Origin of the sequence: Paenibacillus glycanilyticus, assembly GCF_030161375.1 — a bacterium.
Classification (GTDB): domain Bacteria; phylum Bacillota; class Bacilli; order Paenibacillales; family Paenibacillaceae; genus Pristimantibacillus; species Pristimantibacillus glycanilyticus_B.
Genome location: NZ_BSSQ01000011.1, coordinates 256,749 through 279,469 on the forward strand (window position 1 = coordinate 256,749; position 22,721 = coordinate 279,469).

Consider the following 22,721-nt stretch of genomic DNA (forward strand, 5'->3'; position numbering starts at 1 on the left):
TGGTTGATTACGGCAAACCGAAGCGATGTCGGACGAATTCGTCACATTAACGAAGACCGTTCGTGGGTAGGACAGCTGGATAACGGCATTACGCTGGCGATTGTCGCCGATGGGATGGGCGGCCATCAAGCCGGGGATGTAGCGAGCCAGCTGGCGGTTAATACGTTTAGAGACATGCTTGAGAAAAGCGCGTCGAAGGCGGATTTATCGATGCAAGAGGGGAAGATGCTAATTCGTCAAGCGCTCGTCATGGCTAATGACGTCGTGTACGATATGGCATCGCGCAACGAGCAGTACTACAATATGGGAACGACAATCGTTGCCGCCTTGTACAAAGAGCAGCAATTGATTATCGGGCATATCGGGGACAGCCGCGCCTATCTCATTACCGCAGATGGAATTGCGCAACTGACAGAGGATCATACGCTTGTTAACGAGCTGGTCAAGTCCGGCCAGATCAGTATCGAAGAGGCGGCGCATCACCCGCGCCGCAATGTAATTACGCGTGCTGTAGGTACAGACGCGCAGGTAGAGGTTGATATTTATACCGCAGCTTTGTCCGACAACGATGTGCTGTTGCTCTGCAGCGACGGATTGACCAATATGGTCAGCGACGATGAGATGCTGCAGACCGTGCGCGAGGATGGGCTGGGATTGGATGATAAAGCGGATCGCCTCATTCAATTGGCGCTTCAAGCCGGAGGGGACGACAATATTACGGTCGTTCTGCTTCAGGAGGAAGGCGCTGTTTTACGGGGAGGTGACAACGGATGATCGGACATCAACTTGGTGGACGCTATGAAATTTTAACGAGAATTGGCGGAGGCGGCATGGCGCTTGTCTATAAAGCGCATGATATTCTGCTGAACCGCAACGTCGCAGTAAAGATACTGAGGCAGCAATTCGTCCATGACGAAGAGTTTATTCGGAGATTCCGCAGGGAAGCGCAGTCGGCTGCGTCGCTGTCCCATCCGAATGTCGTCAGCATCTATGATGTAGGGCAGGAAGAAGATACGCACTACATCGTGATGGAATATATCGAAGGCCATAATCTTAATGAAATTATACATGAGCGTGCGCCGCTCCAGGCAGACGAAGCGGTGCGGATTGCCATGCAGATTTGCGATGCGCTTGAACACGCCCATCAGAACCATATTATTCATCGCGATATTAAGCCTCATAACATACTGATTGGCAAGAACGGCAGAGTAAAGGTGACGGACTTCGGCATTGCCCGTGCCGTTACCTCCTCTACCATTACGCAGACGGGCTCCGTTGTTGGATCTGTCCATTATTTCTCGCCGGAGCATGCCAAAGGGATAAGCACGGGGGAGAAATCCGACCTGTATTCCCTCGGGATCGTGCTCTACCAGATGTTGACCGGGAAACTTCCGTTCTTCGGGGAAAGCCCGATCAGCGTTGCGCTCAAGCATTTGCAAGAGGAATTCGAGGAGCCAAGAAAGGTAAATCCTCATATTCCGCAAAGCGTGGAAAATGTCATCTTGCGAGCGATGCGCAAAAATCCGAATGAACGTTACCAATCGGCTCGCGAGATGCTGATAGATTTGGATACTTGCCTGAAACCGGAGCGCGTCAACGAGCAGAAGGTCACCTTCAACAGCGGCAGCGATCTCGACGAGACACGCGTAATGCCGGCTATTCGGGGCGATCTGCGTCCATCCATGCCGCAGGCTGAATTAACTCCCATTCCGCCTTCCCCGCTTGAGCGGGCGAGTAAGACGGCAGCGGCCTCCAGCCAGCCGGAAGTCGAATGGAAAGACGAGACAACGGCCGGAAAGCAAAAAGGTTGGAAACGTCCCACTACGATTGTAGCGGGAACTCTGGTTGTGCTTGCTTTGATTATATGGGGCTTCTTTGCCCTGTTGAACAAGCTCGACGTGCCGGAAGTGGACGTGCCTTATGTTGTCGGCGAACAATTGGAAGATGCCCGGGCTATTCTTGAAGCCAAAGGACTTAAGGTCAAGGAGCCGGTTATCCATGAGTTTATGGGGGATATCCCTGCCGGACAGGTGTTTGAGCAGGATAAGTCCAACATGAAGGTGAAGGAAGGCTCCTTTATTCAACTGTCTGTCAGCGATGGGGCTGTGCTTGAGAAAATGGCCGATTACAAAGGCAAACAGATTCAGGAAGCCAAAGATGACCTGACTGCTCTTGGCGTGGCTGCGGATGGTCAGATTGCCGTTGAACAAGTATTCAGCGATCAGGATCCGGGCACCATTCTTAATCAGACGCCGGAATTTGGCGCGGAGTTTGATCCGAAGTCGGCTACCTTCACATTTATGGTGAGCAAGGGACGGGAAACCGTCGAGATGCCGAATTTGATCGGCCATACCGTAGCCGAAGCGAAGGACATGCTGAAGGCGAGCGAGCTGACGCTTGACGATGAGGATATTCTGGAAGAGCCAAGCTACACGCAGAGCAAGGGACTTGTTATCGACCAAGACCCGTTCAAGCCTAAGGATTCCGTGCCTAAGGGTTCGAAAATCACGCTCCGCGTCAGCTCCGGTCCTCCTAAGGATGCGAAGAACCATACGTTTAACGTAACGATCTCGCCTGCCGAGGCAGGGAAAACAAGCGAGATCCGGATCGTGTATTCGGATGCGCGCGGTCAAGACATTGAGTGGGGCAAACGTCAAATTCAAGATACGCAGTCTTTCCCTGTCCAAGTTATTCTTGCGCCAAATTCGGAAGCTAGAGTGACGGTATACCGGGACGGCCAGTTTGTAGATACGCGCACGATAACCTATGAAGAGCTTGCCCAAGGTTCGGATTCTTCATCGCTAACCATTCCGGGAACCGGCGGTACGGATCCAAGCAATGATCCAGGTACAACGCAGGAAACGAAAGAACCGGATCAGCCTGCAGACGCTGATCCGAAAGAAAGCACTGACAATAACGGAGGCACCCAAGATGAGCAGTAATAGTGAAGCCAAGGGGAGAATCGTCAAGGCGCTTAGCGGTTATTACTACGTATTGCCGAATGAGGCGGAATCGACGGAGCGAACGGTGCAATGCCGTGCGCGCGGCGTATTCAAGAAGAGGGGATTAACACCGCTTGTAGGCGACGATGTGGTGTACAGCTTAACTGAGAACGGCGAGGGCACGGTGGAAGAACTGTTGCCCCGCTCTTCCGAGTTAATTCGTCCGCCCGTTGCTAACGTGGATCTGGCTATTCTCGTCTTCTCCGTGACGGAGCCAACCTTGAATTTGCAGCTGCTTGACAAATTCCTCGTCCATATCGAGCATGCCGGGATTGAGCCCGTGTTATGTCTTAGTAAGCAGGATCTGGAGCAGGATGGCGAAGAGACGGAAGAAGCGATTGCCGCTGCCGCGGCAGTGAACCGGATCTATACGGCCATCGGCTACGAAGTGTACGGCACAAGCTCGCGGCAAGGGGTTGGCGTAGAAGAGCTGCATGGGCGTCTGAAAGGGCATGTAGCGGTCTTCGCCGGCCAGTCGGGCGTAGGGAAGTCTTCGCTTCTGAACGCGCTTGTTCCGGGCCTTGAGCTTGAGACGAACGCGATCAGCAACAGATTGGGCCGGGGCAAACATACGACGCGTCACGTTGAGCTCGTTGAGATTGGCGGCGGTTATGTGGCCGATACGCCTGGCTTCAGCCAACTCGACTTCACGGAGCTTGGCATTGAGGATTTGGGGTATTGCTTCCGTGAGATGCGCGAGCTTGCGCCGGAATGCAAATTCCGGGCGTGCACCCACGTTCATGAACCGGGATGCGCAGTGTTGAAGGCGGTGGAGGAAGGCCGTATTGCCGAAAGCCGCCATCAGAATTATTTGACGTTTATGACGGAAATGAAAGATAGAAAGCGGAGGTACTAAGAATTATGGCAATTATCGCACCATCTATCCTGTCGGCGGATTTCGCCCGGCTGGGTGAAGAGATCAAAGCAGCGGAGCAAGCTGGAGCGGACTGGATTCACGTTGATGTTATGGACGGTCACTTTGTGCCTAACTTGACGTTTGGACCTCCGGTTATTGCGGCTGTACGCTCGGCAACAAAACTTCCGTTCGACGTACATTTAATGATAGAACGCCCAGAGCTCTCCATTCCGGCTTATGCGGCTGCTGGAGCGGACCGGATTACGGTCCACGCCGAAGCGACCGTACACTTGCACCGTACGATTCAACAGATCAAAGATCTGGGTCTGCCTGCCGGCGTTGCCCTCAACCCGGCTACGCCGCTATCCGTGCTCGAGCATATTATAGGCGACGTTGACCTTGTTCTGATCATGACGGTTAACCCCGGTTTTGGCGGACAAGCGTTTATCGAGGAGTCGCTGAACAAGCTTCGCCAGCTGCGCAAGATGCTGGACGAGCGGGGGCTTAGCCATGTGCACGTTCAAGTGGACGGCGGCATTAACTCCGTTACGGCGAAGCAGGTAGTTGACGCCGGCGCTAATGTGCTTGTGGCAGGCAATGCCGTATTCGGGGAAAGGGACCGCGCGGCTGCGATTGCTGCGCTTCGGTAACGGCGATGGAAGAAGATTACGAGTTAGAGGATAGCGTCTGGAAGAAAATCATGTGGATTGCTTTTTACGCGATATCGGCAGGCATTCTGCTTGGATTATTTACGGCGATCAGTTCGCCGATCAAGTACGTTTGTTCCTTGGTGGCCTTGTATATCGCCATTAAATGCTTCAAGCGGTTTTCCGCTTGGGGACCGCGTATTTCCTTTATCGTTTCTGCCATAATTGTTTATTTTGCTACAGCTCTCGTGATCGCAATCGTTATCTATATGCGGGATAATCCGATGCCCGCGGGTTAATAGAATACGAGCTGGCTATTGGAATAGGACAGCTCAGCATCGCATAGGATGGTTACATGAACGAAGGTTCGTGTAGCCATTTTTGCGTTTAAATTGATTGGTACACTTTCCATTTCGATGAGCGTGTCTGAGGAGGGATGGGCATGAAATTTTACACGATCAAACTGCCGAAATTTCTGGGCGGATTCGTAAAAGCAATATTGAATACCTTCCAAAAAAACTAGGTCCGATGCACGGCTTAACGAAGATCGTGGGTAAGAATCCGGGGAGGATCGTCCTATGGCAGGGGGCAGATTTGACTATCGGAGCAGGTCCGCCAAATAGAATTTCAGTTATCGGCTGACATTTGACATCTATAAATTCTATGCGGTAAACAAAGAAAAGCACCTGAGCTCAGGTGCTTTTTGTCTAAATATAAGAAAGTATAAACAATTATACGACGCTTATATTTCATAGCGAAACGTTTGCTGCGCCGCCAAATTGACGGCGTCAGCCGTTTGCGCTAGACCGCTTGGTTGGAATCGGGCAATTAAACGCGAGTTACTTTGCCGGATTTCAGTGCACGTGTGCTGACATAAACGCGTTTCGGTTTGCCGTCTACCAAGATGCGAACCTTTTGCACGTTTACACCCCAAGAACGACGGTTTTTGTTGTTTGCGTGGGATACATGGTTGCCTGTACCAGGCGATTTACCAGTAATGAAACATTTGCGGGACATGAGTACACCTCCTTAAGTTTGTGCTGCAAAAAAGTCGGACTTTCTTGCAAGCATGCGCTTAGAGTTTGCTTTAGCTATTAGCTGCATAGTTAGCACAAGCCGTAAATAAAAGACTTTGGTCAAGCCTGCACAAAAACATACTTGATTATCGTATCACAATTGTCGTGTATCAGCAACTTAAAAGTAAATGAAATGATGGATTTTGTCATCGTTTTTGCCTGTACCCTTCTATAATGTGACGGTTTATAGTACAATAATCCTTAGTCCATATTATTTACGGTAAAGGAGTGTATTCCCATACCACTGCAAATTAAGAACGAGCTTGGACAGATAATTGTAAATGATGACTGCCTTGCAGTGATTGCAGGCTCTGCAGCCATGGATTGTTATGGGCTTGTCGGAATGGCTTCCCGCAAACAGCTTAAAGATGGCATCGCTGAGTTGCTCGGCAGAGAGAACATGTCGAAGGGCGTCGAGGTACGACGGGAGAATGACGAGCTTCATATCGAGTTGCATATTATCGTAAGCTACGGCACGAAAATTTCCGAAGTAGCGCATAATATACAAAACAAAGTTAAATACGTCCTAAATGATGTAATTGGTCTGCAAGTGGACCAGGTCCATATATTTGTTCAAGACGTAAGGGTATCTACTTAGTCATTGCTTACGAAGTTAGAATTGCTTTTGCAATTCTTTTAGGAAGGGGAATTGTCGTTGAGTAAGCGCTCCATTAACGGATCTGATTTTACCGCCATGGCACTGCTCGGTGCGGAATATTTAGAAAGAAATGTAGACCGGGTGAATGCATTAAATGTGTTTCCGGTGCCAGACGGAGATACGGGTACGAACATGAATCTAACGATTGTCTCGGGGGCTCGCGAACTGCGGAACAAGCCGTCCGCTCATCTGGGTAAGGCTGCTGAAGCATTGTCCAAAGGACTTCTGATGGGAGCAAGGGGCAACTCGGGCGTAATTTTGTCCCAGTTATTCCGCGGCTTTGCCAAATCGCTCTCTAACCTTGAAGAAGCAGGGACGCTGCAGATTGCCGCCGCATTCCAGAATGGCGTCGACATGGCTTACAAAGCGGTCGTAAAGCCGGTAGAAGGTACCATTCTTACCGTAGCGAAAGAAGCGGCCAAACATGCCGTTCAATATGCCCGCAGAACGAGCGATGTCGTAGAACTGATGCAAGAGATTCATGCGAAGGCGAATGAAGCGCTGCAGCGCACGCCGGATCTGCTGCCGGTATTGAAGCAGGTTGGCGTCGTTGATTCCGGCGGACAAGGTCTCGTGTTTATTTACGAGGGCTTTGTTCAGTATTTAACGCATAGCGGTACGATTGACGAGAAAGTATTCGCCTTCCATTCGGAAGCGGCAGCTCCGGAAGAAGTAGCTGCGCCGTCCAGACCGGCGGTAGCTCTAAAACCATCTGTGCCCGCATCGGCACAATCGAAGCTGGCGACAGAAGACATCGAGTTCCTGTATGATATGGAATTCTTTATCAATCGCAAAATTAGCGGAAAACCTACGACGTTTTTTAATGAATACGCTTTCAAAAAGGCGCTTGAAAAAGACGGCGATTCGATTCTCGTTATTGCCGACGACGATATTATCAAAGTACATGTCCATTCCCGCAAGCCTGGCGACGTATTGAACCTTGCTATGGCTTACGGCGAGCTGACGGACTTCCACATCCTTAACATGCGCGAACAGCATCGTGATCTACTCACGCATGAGGCACCGGCTGCGCCATTTGCTCCACTGCCTGAATATGCGCTTACCGGCGATATCTCGTCGACGGAACTGCTTGCTGGACCGGCTGCCCAAGTTGTGGCGCCCGAGCAGCTTCACGAGCTTGCGCCGTTTGGCATTGTGGCTGTCGCGCTTGGCGAAGGCATTGCGAACATCTTCCTTAGCAACGAGGTAGACGTCGTATTGTCTGGCGGCCAGACGATGAATCCAAGCACGGAGGACTTCGTTAACGCGATTGAATCCTTGCCTGCCGGACATATCTTCCTGCTGCCTAACAACAGCAATATTATTCTCGCGGCCGAACAAGCTGCCGAGCTGAGCGGCCGTCAGGTAACGGTCATTCCGACCAAGACGATCCCGCAGGGGCTTGCGGCGATTCTGGCCTTCAAGGAAGAGGAATCCGCTGAACGCAACGCGGCATGGATGAAGAGCGCGGCGGAGCAGGTTGTCTCCGGCCAAGTGACGCAAGCGGTACGGAATACGTCCATCGACGGCGTTGATATTCAAGAAGGCGATTATATGGGGATCAAAGAGAAGACGATTGTCTCCTCGAAGCCGACTTTGCTCGAGGCTTGTCAGCTGCTGATGTCCGCTATGGCCGAAGAAGGCGGCGAACTCTTGACGATTCTGACCGGCGAGGACGCCGTGGGATCCGACACGAGAGCTTTGTGCGATTGGATTGAAGAAGCCTTCCCGGATATCGAGATTGAGGTTCATGACGGCGGCCAGCCTTTGTATCCTTACTTGTTCGCCATGGAATAGGCATTATATGCATGAATAATGTGGGAGGGGACGTATGGGGAGCATACGCATCGTGACCGACAGCGCATCGGATATTCCACCCGAGCTGAGACAAGAGCTTGGCATAGAGATGGTTCCGCTGAAAATTCTGTTCGGAGAAGAGACTTACTATGACGCCGTTACGATCAATACCGAGCAGTTCTTTGAGAAGGTAGCGGCGGCAACGGAAATGCCTACTTCGTCCCAGCCTTCACCGTTGGAGTACCAAGAGGTCTATGAACGTATTTTGCAGGAAGACCCGGGGGCATCGATTATTTCCATCCATTTGTCGGGCGCGGTAAGCGGGACTTACCAATCGGCTGTCATTGGCAGTTCGATGGTGGACGGTGACCCGGACATTACGGTTATCGATTCCAAAACGGCTTCTTATGCTATCGGCATGCGTGTTGTCGCAGCGGCCAGAATGGCTAGAGAAGGCGCTTCGAAAGAAGCGATTATGGTCGAGATCGAGCGGATGGAGCGGGAAACGCAGCTGTATTTCCTCGTGGATACGCTCGAATATTTGCAACGGGGCGGACGGATCGGCAAAGCTTCCGCTCTTATCGGATCTATTCTTAACATTAAGCCGATTCTGTCGCTCGACAAAGAAGGCATGGTATATGCGGTAGACAAAATGCGCGGTACAAAAAAAGCAATGGCGCGGATTATGGATTTGCTGAGCGAGTCTTGCGGTCAGGATCCGGTTATTGTGACAATCGCCTGGAACACGAACAAGGAAGCGGCATTGGAATTCCTGGAGCTTATCAAAAGCCGCTTCAACGTCCAGGGGGTTGAATATGCAACCGTTGGCGCCGTAATCGGAACCCATGTGGGTCCGGGCACGATGGCTGTGTTTGTGCGCAGAGTGTGAGGTAGAGAACAATGACGCTGGAACAATATCCGGTCCGGCAAATTAAAGGCGTGAGCGCTCCTAAGGAAGAAGAGCTTCACGCCTTTGGCGTTCAGACAGTCGCCGATTTGCTGGACTATTTTCCATTTCGATATGAAGATTATCGCATTCGAGAGCTTGCCGATGCGAAGGACGGCGATAAGGTAACGGTGCAAGGGACAATCCGCGGGAACGGGATTTTGCAGCGTTACGGCAAAAACAAATCGCGCCTCACCTGTAAGATAGAGGTGGAGCACATGCTGGTGACGGCGGTGTGGTTCAACCGCCAGTTTCTGCAAAACCAGCTAGTGCCCGGCCGTGAAATCGTGCTTACGGGCAAATGGGAGCAGCAACGCCTGCAGATGACCGTGTCGGAGTCCGAATTTGCGGACAAGGCGTCCGGTATGGTGAGGTCCGGTTCGCTGCAGCCGGTCTACTCGGTAGGCGGAGGCATAACGCAGGCCTGGATGCGCAAAACGATCAAGCAGGCGCTTCTTCAGTATGGCGCCATGATTGAGGAAGTGCTGCCGCATGAGCTTGTTGAGCGTCATCGGCTGATGCCAAGACGCGACGCGGTACAGCGGATTCACGATCCGGGAGAAGTGAAGGAAGGGCTGGAGGCTCGCCGGCGGATGGTGTACGAGGAGTTGTTCCTCTTCCAGCTGAAGCTTCAGGCTTATCGCTCCTTAACGCGCAGCCGCGGGGACGGGATTGTTCATCAGGTGAACGGAGAGACTATCCGGAACTTTGCCGCTACGCTTCCTTTTGAACTGACGGACGGACAGAAGAAAGTGGTTAACGAGATTATGTCGGACATGCGCCAGCCTGCTGCGATGAACCGTCTGCTTCAAGGCGACGTGGGATCCGGCAAGACGGTGGTTGCGGCTATCGCGCTCTATTGCACGATCAAAGCGGGGCATCAAGGGGCGCTAATGGTGCCAACGGAAATTCTCGCGGAGCAGCATTTGCGTTCGCTGCAGAAGTTGTTTGCGGATACGGGGATTGAGGTTGGGCTGCTTACCGGCAGCCTGACGGAGAAGAAAAGGCGCGATGTGCTCGCGGGACTACAAATGGGCATGATCGATATTATTGTAGGCACGCATGCGCTTATCCAGGATGATGTCTTCTTCCGTAGCTTAGGTCTTGTAGTAACCGATGAACAGCACCGGTTCGGCGTGAATCAGCGGAGCGTTTTGCGTCGCAAAGGGATGAATCCCGATGTCTTGACGATGACGGCTACCCCAATCCCGAGAACGTTAGCCATTACGGCTTTCGGAGATATGGATGTCTCCACGATCAAAGAGCGTCCGCATGGACGGAAGCCGATTAAGACCTATTGGGTCAAGCATGGCATGATGGACCGCGTGCTTGGTTTCATCCGGCGCGAGGTTGGCGAAGGGCGGCAGGCGTACGTGATTTGTCCGCTGATCGAGGAATCGGACAAGCTGGACGTGCAAAATGCGATTGATCTGTACGTGCAGATGCAGCAGGCTTTTCCGGATATGAAGGTAGATCTTCTGCACGGAAGGCTATCGGCCTCGGAGAAGGATGAAGTTATGCGCGGCTTTGGCGCTAACGAGACGCAGCTGCTAGTGGCGACGACGGTCGTGGAGGTTGGAGTAGACGTGCCGAATGCCACGCTGATGATCATTATGGACGCGGAGCGGTTCGGTTTGTCTCAGCTGCATCAGCTGCGCGGGCGCGTCGGCCGGGGGGCGCATCAGTCGTTTTGCGTGCTCGTGGCGGATCCGAAGTCGGAGAACGGCCGTGAGCGGATGAAGGTCATGACGGAGACCGATGACGGCTTCGAAGTGTCGCGCCGCGACTTGGAGCTTCGGGGGCCCGGGGATTTCTTCGGAACGAAGCAAAGCGGCTTGCCGGAGTTCAAGGTCGCCGACATGGCGGCGGATTACGAGATGCTGGAGCTGGCCCGCGATGATGCGGCGGAACTGGCCAGGCGGGAAGATTTCTGGACGAATCCCGCGTTTGAACGGGTGCGTGTCCAACTGCTGAAGGATCAAATTTTTAAAGGGGAACAGCTCGACTAAGCAATATCTCACCTCTTGCGGCATATAGTTAAACGATCGAATCATCATCGGAATGCCGGATGGAGGTGTCAGGCGAGTGAGTTACCAAAAGTACGGCATTCGGCCGCAATTGGTCGAACGCGTCAAATTCAAATTGAAAAATCCGGTCGTCAAAGACCGGATACGGCTGTTGCTGGGCAATGTCACGAAATATGATCTGCAGGACCGGGTAAAGGTGCGGAAGCTGGTGAAATCAGCGACGTCTATTTTACAGGAACCGATGACGGATATTCAGGAAGAACAGATTATTGATTTTGTCCTTGCGCAAAAAATAGATCCAAACAACACCTTCCATTTGCTGAAGCTTTGGGGGATGTTCCGCTGACCGCTTGCGGTCGGCTTTTTTTTTATTGGTCTGGGGAAGACGCCTGCTGCCTACGCTGGAGGTTATACAGCAAATTGGTGCGTTTAGGCCGATGAGTGGAGGCTACGTTGGATTTCACGAAATCCTGACGTTTGAACAAAAATAAGGAGGATCGAGGGATAGTTACTGTAACGAATCCAATCTAGTACGGAGGAGCCTGCCACGGTGGCATTGTACACTGGATGATATCCAGCGTACGGCGCCCACTATAGTTCTACCACAGATGAAGCTGGCCTCCGGGTGTTATCGGTTCAATGCATTCGGCGGTGTCGTTCTTGACGCTCCCGACGACCGAGGATACGGGGTATGCTTCGAGCTCTTCCGCTGCAAACGGATGGAAAAGACGCTGCAAGGCCTGCGGGTCTTGTACGTTACGATCAAGCCAGAAGGGCTCGTCCTCCTCACGCAAAATGACCGGCATCCGGTCATGAATCGGAGCCATCAATTCGTTTGGCGAGGTTGTCATAATGGTACAGGTGCTGACCGTTGTTGTGCCGTCCGGCGCGAGCCATGACTCATACAGACCTGCCATGCTGAAGATCGAGCGGTCTTTGCGCACAATGCGCATCGGCTGCTTGCTACTGCCTTCCTTTTTCCATTCATAAAAGCCGTCTGCCGGGATCAAGCAACGTTTCTTGCGGAGCGGCGTCTTGAAAGCCGGCTTCTCGGCGGCCGTCTCGGAGCGGGCGTTCAGCATTTTATTACCGATCTTAGGATCCTCCGCCCATGGCGGAATCAAGCCCCATTGCAGTTCGCCGAGCCGGTTGCGCTCTCCGTCGCTAATGATGGCAAGAACCTGTTGCCCGGGCGCTACGTTATATTTGGGACGGTGGTAGGGTACCTTCGTCTCCCCGATCATATAACGGATCATCAGCTCCTCCAGCGATACGGTGATGGTGTATCTTCCGCACATGGTGAGTCCTCCTACAAAGTTTTTTGGATTATTTGAGTATTGTGAAACAAAAACACAGCTCCAAAAAACTTTGCATCGAAAGCATACGCTTAAAGTTTTTTGATTGAAGCGAGTTTTGCTTCTATTATGCATGAATAGGCGGTCAGACGGCAAATACTTGTGTTACCAGGACGAAGGAGGGCGGTCGATGCATAGTAGCGGGAAGAGGCGCGGCCGCTCCGGTTTTCGATTCGGCAAGATCAAGCAGCTCTTCTTGCTGCCGGCTGCCGCATGGGATTATGCGGTAGGCAAATGGCATGGCATGGAGGCTTCGCAGGAAATGCTCGCCGAGGCCGCTCCGCTGCAGTTAGAGAAGGATGCCATTGCCGAATTGTCGGCGGCATGGCTGGTGTTGGAGCGACAGTCCGCGGGGGCGGGGGTGAGCCAGGGAGACGGCCATGCCACAAAAACGACTGCGGGAAGCGGGTATATGGCAGGAGCGAGCTGGAACGGTAGCGGAAGCGGAAGTCAAGCTGAACAACCGTTAATCGAACGCATTATTGCAGAGACAGCCCGCCATAACCGTAATAACGTGACTCGCACGGAAGCCTACCGGCAGATGTATCTGCGCCATTCGGAGCTGCATTGGTCCATGTTGGCCCATCTTGTCTCCCGAAATGGCGGCTGGAATATGACCGATCTGGCAGGGGAATGGCTGCCGCAGCTGCTTACGGGCGATAAGCGCCGGTCGGTTTTTCTGCTTCTGGAGCATGCGAACTCGTTTATATTTGCCGATGCTTATCCGCAGCTGCTCTTGTATGAAGAAAGTCTCCGAGTACAGCGGCCACTGTTCCATTTGCTGCCGGCCTTTGGCGTGACGCGGTTTATGAGGCCGGTATGGGAACAGTTCTGGAGAGAGCGTGACCCTGTGCCGCTTACGGTTGCGCTTATTGTGAATGAGCAGCATTTCATTGAAGAGCGGGTTGTGCAAGACGAGTATTTTCGCAAAGAAGTAATCGATACCTTCTTCTTCGGGATGCAGTCGCTGCTGCAGCTGAACGCGGTTATGTTCCCGTACCATACGGATGGTCAGTTGCGGCTGGCAGGGCTGATCATGGAGCATTTCGACGATTTGTCGGAACGAATCGAGTTCGGCAAATGTTTGTATGCGATTTTGTTTGGCGTGCCGCGCGTGCGCGAAGGGACGTTGCAGTTCGTAGCGAAGATGCGCCATACCGGCTCCAGGGCGGACTATGTGCCGCATCTCTTTACGCGAGTTCGTCGCGACTTGCCAACAACGCTGTACAAGGAGCGTCTGCTCGGCGGCAAGTTGCTGCCCGGGGCTATGCCTCTCTACAGCCCGGAGCTCCGCGATGCATGGGCGGATCAGCAGCTTGAGAAGGCGAAGCGGGAAGACTGGTTCCGCTCGGCCGCGGACATCGCGCCTTATTTCCGCAAGCTGAAGCTGCCGCGCAGCTTCGAGCTGACGAATGAATATAGCCTCTTGCTCAACAAGATTGAACTGGCCGTACTTGCTGCCCAGCAGCTTAGGCTCGATGAACTCGGCAAGCAGAAATAAAAAGCACCGCCCCGTACGCCAGCGGGCGGTGCTTGCCGGAAAGAAGGTTACTTAAACAGGAGCGATATATATTTGGCGATCCGCACGCTAATCTCGGCGCGGGCGGCGTCGCGGATCATGGAGAAGCGGTCCTCGTAGCCGCGGCAGATGAACTTGTAATGAATCGCGCCATGCTCGCTGTCGCTCTCCTCGAGAAAGACGCGGATGTTCCGTTCCTTAAGCGCTTTGCGAACCGCGGTCAGATCATTATGAATATGTCCCATTAAGACGCGGGAAGCTTTCATATACAGTTGCTTCATGGTGTAGAAGGACAGCTCGATGTCCTTGCAGTTCTTATCTACGATGGTGAGTATCATGGGAAGCAGCACGTAATCCCGGATCAGCTCAAGCTCCTCTTTGCTTGGGACGGGGACAGGTCCGGAAGCTTTCGCCGGCTCGCGCCGTTCTAAATATTGCTCGCGGTGTTCGGGCAGCATCATGCGGCTCGACTCCCAGCGGCCGTTGCCTTCGAGTTTCTTGCTCATTTGTAGTGTCCTCCAATTTTGACGCTGCGCTCACGGGCCTGGGCTGATTCGAGCAGCGAGGACGCCCGGAGAATCGAGGTCGTTCCGAATTTATGGCGGATCGCATCCGTAACGCGGTCCAGCTTTCTTTCCTTCTCCCTGTTGCCGAACAGAGTAAGCTGATATTGATCGTCGGGCACCAGCTTTGATAAGGTCACGCCAAGCTTGCGAACGGGGAGGCGGTCCCAATGGTCGTAAAATAACGTTCGTGCCGCGGCAAATACTTCTTTCGTAATATTGGTCGGATCGGGTACCGTCATTTGACGGAAAAAACCCGTCGGGCGGTCGAAGTCCGCTCCTTGCGCGCCCGCGGCCACAACGCTGCCCATATAGCCCTTCGCGCGGCTGCGGCGGCAGACCTCTTCGCTTAGCTCCAGCAGCACAACGTCGATTTCATGCGGCTTGCTGTAATCTCGCGGCAGCGTCATCTGGTGGCCGACAGCTTTCTGCGCATCATGCGTGCTTGGCTTCACCGGACTCGGGTCAATGCCGTTCGCCGTCTGCCAGAACAGTTCCGCTTGAATATCGCTGTTGCGGCCCATCCGGGCTTGCAATTTGCGCTTGAAGTCCGGAAGCGGGAGGCGGCCAAGATCGCCAATCGTGTCAATCCCCATTCGCTGGAAATGTGCGGTCATCCGCGAGCCAACGCCAAACATTTTGCTCACGGGAAGCGGCCATAAGAGAGGTTCTACGTCGGTCTTGGGGAGCGTGAACACGCCGGTCTCGTTTTTTTTCGCCCAAATATCGGTGGCCATCTTGGCTAGAATCTTGTTGGAGCTGATGCCAACCCGCGCCCATACGCCGGTGTAGAGCATAATCTTGGTCTGGATCTGCGTTGCAATCTCATCGGGCGAGCCGAAGTAAGACAAGGAACCGGTAATGTCCAGAAACTGTTCGTCGATGGAGAAAGGCTCCACCAGATCGGTAAACGAACGGAAGATGTCGGTGATCATAAGCGATACATCGATGTAGAGCTGCATACGTGGTCTAATAATGACAAGATGCGGACATTTGCCAAGCGCTTCGCCCAGGGTCTCGGCGGTCGTGACGCCGTACTCTTTCGCAAGCGGGCAAGCTGCAAGAATAATGCCCGAACGCCTCGAAGGATCGCCGGCTACAACAACCGGATCATTCTTATATTCGGGATGTGCGGCCTTCTCAACGGACGCGTAGAACGACTGGCAGTCAATCAGCATAATGACACGTTCCATAATCCCCACTCCAATACAAATACGAATGTATGTTCTTATATTATTATATACCGAATGTACGTTCGCTATGCAAGGGATATTTGGAGGTAATTTCAAACAGTTGGGGGCAGATTGTGATTTTTCATAAATAGCTGTAAATGTTTCAACTTAAGCTGTAAGTATTGTTTCAAGAAACTTGATATTCACTATTATGTATATTTATACAATGATCAACCCGGCATAACGGTAAGGGGAAGGGTAATGCTTGCTCCGGATTGGGAGAAAAACCGACAGTCTGGAATGCGAACCGGCCTGACGTCGGTTTGATACAAGGTTAATGAGTGACTCGGACAGTACTGATAATTGGGGCGAGAATGCAGGTATTCACAACTAGTGAAAACCAGGCGTTATTTAAGTTTAAATACTTATGATAAAAGGAGCCGGTGACGAGCTCCTTTTTTAGTTGTATTTTCAGGAAGGCTGGTTAAGTAATGAAATGAGTCAACTCTTTTATGGTTGCGTCCCATATTATTGAAATAATTTTTATGATGTTCTCTCTTGTATTGGTATTATGATGCGCGGTGCGTTTTTACCTTTGTATAATAAAGATATTTATATGCAACTATGCACATCGTATCGGTATAATGAAGATATGTATAAATTTTCAAATTAATCTGTTCTAGTAGATTAAATATGGACTAAAAAAAGTAAGAGGTGATTGAATGACAATAGGTGATCGGAATCCAACAGCAGGCATTGGCGATCCTTACTGGTACGAATGGACTGTTGGTCAAAGCTATGTAATTGATATGCTGAATCCAGATAACAACATCACATCAGTAACGCTGCAAGCTACACAAGCACAAGGTCTCGATGATGTTGTAGTTGGATACATCAATAATAGTTCCGAATACGTTCAGGTAAAACATACACGTGTGGAAGATACGATTACATTTGGAGAAATGTTACCTCTATTACGAAGTATGTCTAAAGCTTGGGCATCTCAAAAAAGTAAATGGGATAGATGTGTGCCAGTTCTATTTACTAATCGAATAGTCAGTACTAGTTCTACAACTATGCGACCTGGGAGGGCGAATTCATATATTAGACCAGCATTAAATGTTTTTTTGGAGGATATGAAGCTGAGGCTCGACGCAGCTACCACACTTACAGACATTCAAGTACCGCAGGTCTGGGAAACAGCATGGGAAGAATGGTGTGAAGAGTTAACTGATTTACCAACTGACGAAGAGAGAGTGGATTTTCTAAAACTATTAGAATTAAGAGGGAATCAACCTGAATTAGATCAGCTAACTAACAATGTCATGGATAAGATAGCCAGTACTTTTGCTGTCTCGATTGAAAAAGCGCAGACTGTATTTAGTCAGTTAGATCATGCACTAAGGATATGGGGGACAACGTTTCGCGGTAGCAAAGAATTAATCAATATTGAAGATGTTTATGAGGCATTGAGTGTGAACTCTCGTGAATTGGTAGGAGATCATATGCTTAGACCTCCTGCGCTGTTTTTTCCCAGCCGTGAACAATTTATTGAAGAAATAGCACAGGAACTGTTAAGCGGTCCTAATCCAATCTTATTTCTAAGTGGTTTACCAGGACAAGGTAAGACGAGTATTGTAAGTACCTTAGCCAATCGTAATGATCCAGTTGTGGACTTAAGATATCATGCATTCAAACCAATAACACCGCAAACTAAATGTCTCCCAGCTGATGCAGGTCTTACAACAAAACCAGAAGTGCTCTGGGGTGATTTATTGACCCAACTACGCACGTACTTCTTTAGAGGACGCCTTGCAAAGTTCAAAGTTCCTGTAAAAAATGAATTCTTGAACCTTGAACAACTTATCACTGAAGTTTTGAGGCTCGCAGATATCTTAGGTAAGGAACGCGGCCGACCAACCGTAATTGCTATTGATGGGATTGATCATGCTGCACGAGCTGGAGTAGATCATTATTCATTTTTGGATACGTTAATTCCACCTGATGATGTACCAGAGAATGTAAGATTCTTAATTTCAGGACAACCAACTGAAGCTTACACTAAGTACCCATTTTGGTTAAGGCAACAGACAGATGGAGTCTTACATCGGAATGTTGAAGGCATCCAAGAGGAAGATATATCTCAACTCATTAAAGCAGAATGTGAATTGTTACCTGCAGACCAAGTGGATACGACCATACGATTAATACAAGAGGTTGCTCAAGGTAATACTTTGGCAGCTATATTTGCAGTTGAAGAAGCAAAAGTATTTCGTAATGTTGAGGAGTTATATGAGCGATTAGAGAGCCGAAAGCTGAGTAATGGCGTTTCTGCGTATTACGAAAACATATGGTCAGCCGCGATTGATCGTTTAGATAGACGATTCACTTTTTTCGGATATAGATTGGCTGGTTGTATGTCTTTAATAAATGAGCGAGTTACCGGTCATGATTTAACGGCAATCTTTACCGATCTGCATAATGTTACTTCGCATGACTGGACCGAGGCTCTTCGCGGTTTACGCCCGCTGGTAATTGAAGAGCCGGGTGGGTTTCGTGTAACGCATAATGATGTCAGGGTTCATTTAACCAAATTAGTACATTCCCAGCCAGAAAGACTTCGTGAAACAGCAAGTCTGATTGCAGACTACTATTGGAGAGAACCTGATATGGTAATGGCTCGTCATAATAGTCTCTTTGAGTTGCTTCGAAAGAGCGAACGCCATGAGGATCAGGCAAGAGCTTTCACCCCTAAGTATGTAATGGAGGGGTATGCAAATGATCAATCACTATATGAACTCTATGGGCAGTATGCATTTGCTATTCAAAACGTTGTTGATACTAGAGACTGGGAGTGTGTACATACATTATCCTGCGCCGCAGCGACACTTTCTCAATTAGATAAGTCAATTGATTGGATTGGCGGTAAAAAACGTCAATACTTATCAGATGTGCCACCAATGCTTTTCTCAGAAGGTAGGGTTCAAAGTAAAGACATATGGACTGTTGATTTAGTGTATCAGGTGATGTCAGATGTGCTCTTTCTTTTGAAAAATAGGCAGCAAGATCGTGCTTTTGGATTAATACGTCGATGGTTTACTGGTATTACACCAGTCGAAATGAGAAAATTACTTAATAAGGAACTGATGGAAGATTCGCATTTAGAGAGTGCTTTCAAAGATAGCTTACATATGTGGGGACAAGTTAGCTATCACACTGGACTATTGTGGGAAGGAAATAGAGAAGAATTTGAGACGCCGGACAGGACAGAGAAAGAGCAATGGACATATATCAGTAACGGCATGTTAGAGGAAGCAATACGAGTAGGGGGAGTAAGAGATTGGATTAGATCGAGTAAGCTTTCAGTTTATCACTCGGTTGTTAAGTTAGAGGCCAATCTGATGACTTTAGTTGACAAAAGAAGATGGATTGAAATTGCTTACAGCTTAAAGATTTGGCAGGAGAGTAGGAGCAGTTTACCTATTTCATTAAAAATAAAAGCAGCCGCTTTGAGTTTATTTACAGGTCGGCTGGATTTATTTCGCACATGGGTTCAGCCATTAATAAAGGAAAGATACACCAATTTAGAAAGCATTGATCTTAAAGATCAGACTCTTCTATACTGCATGGTTAGTTTTGTTCTTGGTTGGGTTGAACCCCATCGTGAAAACAGTGGGATTGGGCAAGAGGCTCTTGAAGCGTTCTATAATAAAACCAGAGTAGATAATCGAAGAGCACATTTTGGCCTATTACTTAGTGGAAGTGCGTTAGTAGGCAAGTGGATGGGGACTTATAAAAGGAAAGGTGACGAAACGGCAAGTTTAATTGTAACATCAACAGAAGTCAAGATATTGCTAGAAGGATTACTGCTACAAACAAGGAGCTACAATGATTCGGCTCATTATCATAATTCTGCAACAAAACTAATTGTCGAGCTGTTAATCGAATGCTCCAGTGGTATCGGCGGTGAAGTTGATCAGATAGTATACACATTAATCAGTACACACTGTAAAACACATCCTGCTAATTATATGATGGAAATCGGTTGGCGTTATTTATGGAATCGAGGAGATGTAGAGTTACTTAAGGACTGGTTTGAAGCATTATGTGGACCTGAGGGGGAAGCTTGGCACATCGAGCTTGCTAATCGGGTGGATATAGTGAATCGTTTAGTCGAGTTGGCAAATGAAGTTGGATTCGAAGAAGAAGCAAAAAATGCTCGTAGCTTACTAAAATGGGGAATGATTGGTTATTCAGGGCACAAAGAGTATGTACTAGATAGCCCGGTTGAATGGTATAAGGACCTTACAAAGGTTGACTCAAATATATGGGAATATGAAGGCAAATTATTATTAGAGATCAACCAGCAGGCAACAGAAGTTGGAGATAATAGATCAGCATTGTATGCAGAGACAGCCGTAAGTAATTCAGTTGCTAGTCAAGGTCCTGGAGCTTTATGGCGACTCTTGCATGCAACCAATATGAGAGTATCTATGATTGACAACGAACTAATGTTATTCAACGGAGTAATAATGGCTCTTGAAACATTAAATGTCTCAGAGGAAGATCTTTTGTCAATCTGGTCATTTGGGATTGGGATCTTAAACTGGCAAGATGGAAATGAACGTTGCTACCTAGAGGACTTAAGAAAGGCTATCGTTTTGGCGGCAAACAGAGCTAGTATAGTTTCAATTGAACAAAAGTTAAAAAGCTTAGGAGAGGCAGAGTTTGAAACAAAAGGAGATTCCGATCGATATCGAATACCGGGTAGGTGGTTTGAGGACACAAGTAGATCAGATAATAGTGATGCGCCATCAGGATTTTTAGAGTTTATCAAAACACTTCCATTTGATTCAGCTAAGCTAAGTCTAGCTGGCTTGTCAAATTCGAGCGATGATTCTGTAAAGTTCTCTAAGGGAATTGAATTTTTAGCGGATAGATTGAAAATAGAAAAGCCACATGGTTATCCAATTCATCTCCAAAGCTTGGTGAGTTATGTTCTTACTCGGGACAATTCAAATTCTTGGGGTAAATATAAGTTAGACCTTGCCTACAAAGCGCTTATTCCTCTTGTGAATGACAGCGTAAAATTTGATTTACTAAGTAAAATTATCTCAGACTTAGATATAGAACATCAAGAAGCTTATACCCTTAATGCTACTGCAGAAATTTTGGATGATTTTTGCAGATATAGGTCAACTACTATTGAAGATCTGACAGAAGGTCTACGCAGGACACTGTTAACAAATGAGGTTTGGATTCTCGGAAATGGATTTTTGCCAGATATGCCTCGTATTGTAGTTCCTACTCTTGATGAAATCGGCGAACGGCCTGAAAATTGGTCAGGTTTAGCTGTTCGGTACTTCTTTAAGATTATTAATTCAAATAACCTGACAAGGATTAATCTTGCGCTTCGTGGATTGTGGAGCATTGCTAAATGTGCACCAGATGATTTGAAGTATATCGCTGATCGGTGGGGTGAACTAAACACAAGTGCAAAGGAGCGAGTCCTGTTATTAGTTGAACGACTAGCGGCAGAAGTCCCGTCAGCTTACGAATGCTTTATCGGTGTAGTAAACGAATGCTACAAAGGGCACGATCTTATTTTGAAGTTACAAGCTTGGGTAATTCTCCAAACAGTAGAACTAAGTACCGGGGAGGAGTGTCCAGAGTTTCAAATATCGGAACATCCCGATCACCAGAGACTAGCAACACTTATGCGGAGGGATAAAGGTCTTCTAGATGTTCCTAGTATTGCCCGTGGATTAACTTACGAACTTCGAGGGAATGATATTGTTCGAAGTTTGCTCAATAAACTCGAAGTAGTTACCATGGAAGACCTCAGTGACGTGGAACGTAAAGTTGCAGCATTTATTCAAATAGAAGATACTATTTTGGACGAGTATTACGAACCTATCGCTTGGAAACGAGGGCAAATGAAGGCTCGTAACTTGCCTCAAATAGCTAGCGTTATGAGGGTGCTTTACCATGAAATGTCTAGAGGGAGATGGGGGGATATCCCGGTAGGATTATTTGCACAAGCTTTATTGAGATCTGACGAGCCATTTGTATTATTGAATAGTTCCCCTTCTGCATCAGATGCCGAGATGTGGCCTGTTGATTACGAGTTAGAGCAATTCGATGGAGACAAGAGAAAAATTGCAGAGCGTATTATACCTCATATTCATTCAGGCTTGTCAGACGATGAGATAGTGATTGGGGCAATATTGCAAACTTACTCTAGATCAATGGATGTCGAACTTGTCTACGAAAGTGTTCTTCGTAGTAAAGGATTCGAATTATTCAATGTGGATGGAAAATCAACTATGAACGGCAGGTCCTTTTCTCTTTATGATATCGATCGCTATGATCCGCTCGATGTAACAGACCCTGTGCTAACTATGACATGTAAATCAGGTGGCTACGGTGAGTTCGTAAACCAGAGTATATTGTGCTATCCAACTCTAATATGGAGCGAATTGTTTGGATGGTATCCATCAGATAACAATCCATTTGTATGGCTAGAGGATGATATACCGGTAGTACGATTTGAGCAACTGCATGGAAAGGTACGGAACATTATACAGGATCAACTGTACAGACAGCCATTCATCCAGAGATGGGTATGTAAAAAACAGACGCTTGAAAAGCTTGAATCTAGATTAGGAGTTCCAGTCAATTCAGTTAGTCGAGTTAATATTAGAAGAATTGAACAGTAATGTATTTGTAGAAATAGTACTGATAATATCAAAGCATGATACAGAAAAACCGGAGCCCTTTAAAGAGAGCTCTGGTTTTTATTTAAATCCTTAAATCAGACCGATCCATTCGCATAGCATCATTGCCAGCAGTTTATGAATAGTTAATTCTTTGCTTATGTCTATTCCTTTGAGTAAGAGAAGAAATAATGTACCTTCACATCTAATGCCTCTGCTATTTTTTGAGGTTGAGCAGGTACTATACTATTCACCGCGTTCGACACTTCCGATATACGAAAACTTAACGCCGGCTCTCTCTCCAAGCAACTCCGAGAGCAGTCAAATTGTCTGCGAATCTTACGAATCTATTGCTGCTAATGTTGAGATAATGACTTGTACGTTACG

17 protein-coding genes are annotated in these 22,721 nt (G+C 48.8%); 13 read left to right on the top strand and 4 right to left on the bottom strand.

Annotated elements, in window-relative coordinates:
• The first annotated feature begins 3 nt into the window (after positions 1-3).
• From QQK89_RS13785 to spoVM, 6 genes are all read left to right on the top strand, one after another.
• Complete coding sequence (locus QQK89_RS13785; RefSeq protein ID WP_284239142.1) at positions 4-774, top strand: Stp1/IreP family PP2C-type Ser/Thr phosphatase; 771 nt, start codon at positions 4-6, stop codon at positions 772-774.
• A complete protein-coding gene (gene pknB, locus QQK89_RS13790) occupies positions 771-2,942 on the top strand; it encodes a Stk1 family PASTA domain-containing Ser/Thr kinase (protein WP_284239143.1) in 2,172 nt (723 codons plus the stop codon). Before QQK89_RS13785 ends, pknB begins: the two co-directional genes overlap by 4 nt.
• Positions 2,932-3,858, top strand: a complete 927-nt coding sequence (gene rsgA, locus QQK89_RS13795) for a ribosome small subunit-dependent GTPase A (protein ID WP_284239144.1) — start codon at positions 2,932-2,934, stop codon at positions 3,856-3,858. Before pknB ends, rsgA begins: the two co-directional genes overlap by 11 nt.
• A 5-nt stretch (positions 3,859-3,863) precedes the next feature.
• A complete protein-coding gene (gene rpe / locus QQK89_RS13800) occupies positions 3,864-4,508 on the top strand; it encodes a ribulose-phosphate 3-epimerase (RefSeq protein ID WP_284239145.1) in 645 nt (214 codons plus the stop codon).
• A gap of 5 nt (positions 4,509-4,513) precedes the next feature.
• Positions 4,514-4,804, top strand: coding sequence for a hypothetical protein (locus tag QQK89_RS13805; RefSeq protein WP_284239146.1), 291 nt, complete (start codon positions 4,514-4,516; stop codon positions 4,802-4,804).
• Positions 4,805-4,947: 143 nt separating this feature from the next.
• A complete protein-coding gene (gene spoVM / locus QQK89_RS13810; RefSeq protein WP_010345573.1) occupies positions 4,948-5,028 on the top strand; it encodes a stage V sporulation protein SpoVM in 81 nt (26 codons plus the stop codon).
• Between the two features lie 305 nt (positions 5,029-5,333).
• Here the strand turns inward: spoVM and rpmB are convergent, their stop codons facing one another.
• Positions 5,334-5,522, bottom strand: coding sequence for a 50S ribosomal protein L28 (rpmB, locus tag QQK89_RS13815; RefSeq protein WP_015845317.1), 189 nt, complete (start codon positions 5,520-5,522; stop codon positions 5,334-5,336).
• A 297-nt stretch (positions 5,523-5,819) separates the two neighbouring features.
• Here rpmB and QQK89_RS13820 point away from each other — a divergent pair, with 297 nt between their 5' ends.
• The 5 genes from QQK89_RS13820 (at position 5,820) to QQK89_RS13840 (ending at position 11,355) form a co-directional block, all read left to right on the top strand.
• A complete protein-coding gene (locus QQK89_RS13820; protein ID WP_284239204.1) occupies positions 5,820-6,179 on the top strand; it encodes an Asp23/Gls24 family envelope stress response protein in 360 nt (119 codons plus the stop codon).
• Positions 6,180-6,236: 57 nt separating this feature from the next.
• On the top strand, positions 6,237-8,036 hold the full coding sequence (locus QQK89_RS13825) for a DAK2 domain-containing protein (protein WP_284239147.1): 1,800 nt from the start codon (positions 6,237-6,239) through the stop codon (positions 8,034-8,036).
• 34 nt (positions 8,037-8,070) lie between these two features.
• A complete protein-coding gene (locus QQK89_RS13830) occupies positions 8,071-8,925 on the top strand; it encodes a DegV family protein (RefSeq protein WP_284239148.1) in 855 nt (284 codons plus the stop codon).
• A gap of 11 nt (positions 8,926-8,936) precedes the next feature.
• The gene (gene recG, locus QQK89_RS13835) at positions 8,937-10,991 is read left to right on the top strand and encodes an ATP-dependent DNA helicase RecG (RefSeq protein ID WP_284239149.1); all 2,055 of its coding nucleotides are present in this window, start codon (positions 8,937-8,939) and stop codon (positions 10,989-10,991) included.
• 76 nt (positions 10,992-11,067) lie between these two features.
• Complete coding sequence (locus QQK89_RS13840; RefSeq protein ID WP_284239150.1) at positions 11,068-11,355, top strand: stage VI sporulation protein F; 288 nt, start codon at positions 11,068-11,070, stop codon at positions 11,353-11,355.
• A 253-nt stretch (positions 11,356-11,608) separates the two neighbouring features.
• Here QQK89_RS13840 and QQK89_RS13845 read toward each other — a convergent pair whose 3' ends face one another.
• Positions 11,609-12,307, bottom strand: coding sequence for an SOS response-associated peptidase (locus tag QQK89_RS13845; protein ID WP_284239151.1), 699 nt, complete (start codon positions 12,305-12,307; stop codon positions 11,609-11,611).
• A 187-nt stretch (positions 12,308-12,494) separates the two neighbouring features.
• Here QQK89_RS13845 and QQK89_RS13850 point away from each other — a divergent pair, with 187 nt between their 5' ends.
• Positions 12,495-13,865 (top strand): DUF2515 domain-containing protein, encoded by a 1,371-nt coding sequence (locus QQK89_RS13850; protein ID WP_284239152.1) that lies wholly within the window; start codon positions 12,495-12,497, stop codon positions 13,863-13,865.
• Positions 13,866-13,912: 47 nt separating this feature from the next.
• On the opposite strand, the gene QQK89_RS13855 is transcribed toward QQK89_RS13850, so the two are convergent.
• On the bottom strand, positions 13,913-14,389 hold the full coding sequence (locus QQK89_RS13855) for a hypothetical protein (protein WP_284239153.1): 477 nt from the start codon (positions 14,387-14,389) through the stop codon (positions 13,913-13,915).
• Positions 14,386-15,639 carry a DNA polymerase IV gene (locus QQK89_RS13860; protein ID WP_284239154.1) on the bottom strand — a complete coding sequence of 418 codons (1,254 nt, stop codon included), beginning with the start codon at positions 15,637-15,639 and terminating at the stop codon, positions 14,386-14,388. Before QQK89_RS13860 ends, QQK89_RS13855 begins: the two co-directional genes overlap by 4 nt.
• Positions 15,640-16,340: 701 nt before the next feature.
• Here QQK89_RS13860 and QQK89_RS13865 point away from each other — a divergent pair.
• Entirely contained in the window at positions 16,341-22,337 is a 5,997-nt protein-coding gene (locus tag QQK89_RS13865; RefSeq protein ID WP_284239155.1) for a hypothetical protein, read from the top strand.
• Positions 22,338-22,721: the final 384 nt, after the last annotated feature.

Coding starts and splice junctions, on each gene's coding strand:
- pknB (WP_284239143.1), top strand. CDS start 771: ATGATCGGACATCAACTTGGTGGACGCTATGAAATTTTAACGAGAATT.
- rsgA (WP_284239144.1), top strand. CDS start 2,932: ATGAGCAGTAATAGTGAAGCCAAGGGGAGAATCGTCAAGGCGCTTAGC.
- rpe (WP_284239145.1), top strand. CDS start 3,864: ATGGCAATTATCGCACCATCTATCCTGTCGGCGGATTTCGCCCGGCTG.
- QQK89_RS13805 (WP_284239146.1), top strand. CDS start 4,514: ATGGAAGAAGATTACGAGTTAGAGGATAGCGTCTGGAAGAAAATCATG.
- spoVM (WP_010345573.1), top strand. CDS start 4,948: ATGAAATTTTACACGATCAAACTGCCGAAATTTCTGGGCGGATTCGTA.
- rpmB (WP_015845317.1), bottom strand. CDS start 5,522: ATGTCCCGCAAATGTTTCATTACTGGTAAATCGCCTGGTACAGGCAAC.
- QQK89_RS13830 (WP_284239148.1), top strand. CDS start 8,071: ATGGGGAGCATACGCATCGTGACCGACAGCGCATCGGATATTCCACCC.
- recG (WP_284239149.1), top strand. CDS start 8,937: ATGACGCTGGAACAATATCCGGTCCGGCAAATTAAAGGCGTGAGCGCT.
- QQK89_RS13845 (WP_284239151.1), bottom strand. CDS start 12,307: ATGTGCGGAAGATACACCATCACCGTATCGCTGGAGGAGCTGATGATC.
- QQK89_RS13850 (WP_284239152.1), top strand. CDS start 12,495: ATGCATAGTAGCGGGAAGAGGCGCGGCCGCTCCGGTTTTCGATTCGGC.
- QQK89_RS13855 (WP_284239153.1), bottom strand. CDS start 14,389: ATGAGCAAGAAACTCGAAGGCAACGGCCGCTGGGAGTCGAGCCGCATG.
- QQK89_RS13860 (WP_284239154.1), bottom strand. CDS start 15,639: ATGGAACGTGTCATTATGCTGATTGACTGCCAGTCGTTCTACGCGTCC.
- QQK89_RS13865 (WP_284239155.1), top strand. CDS start 16,341: ATGACAATAGGTGATCGGAATCCAACAGCAGGCATTGGCGATCCTTAC.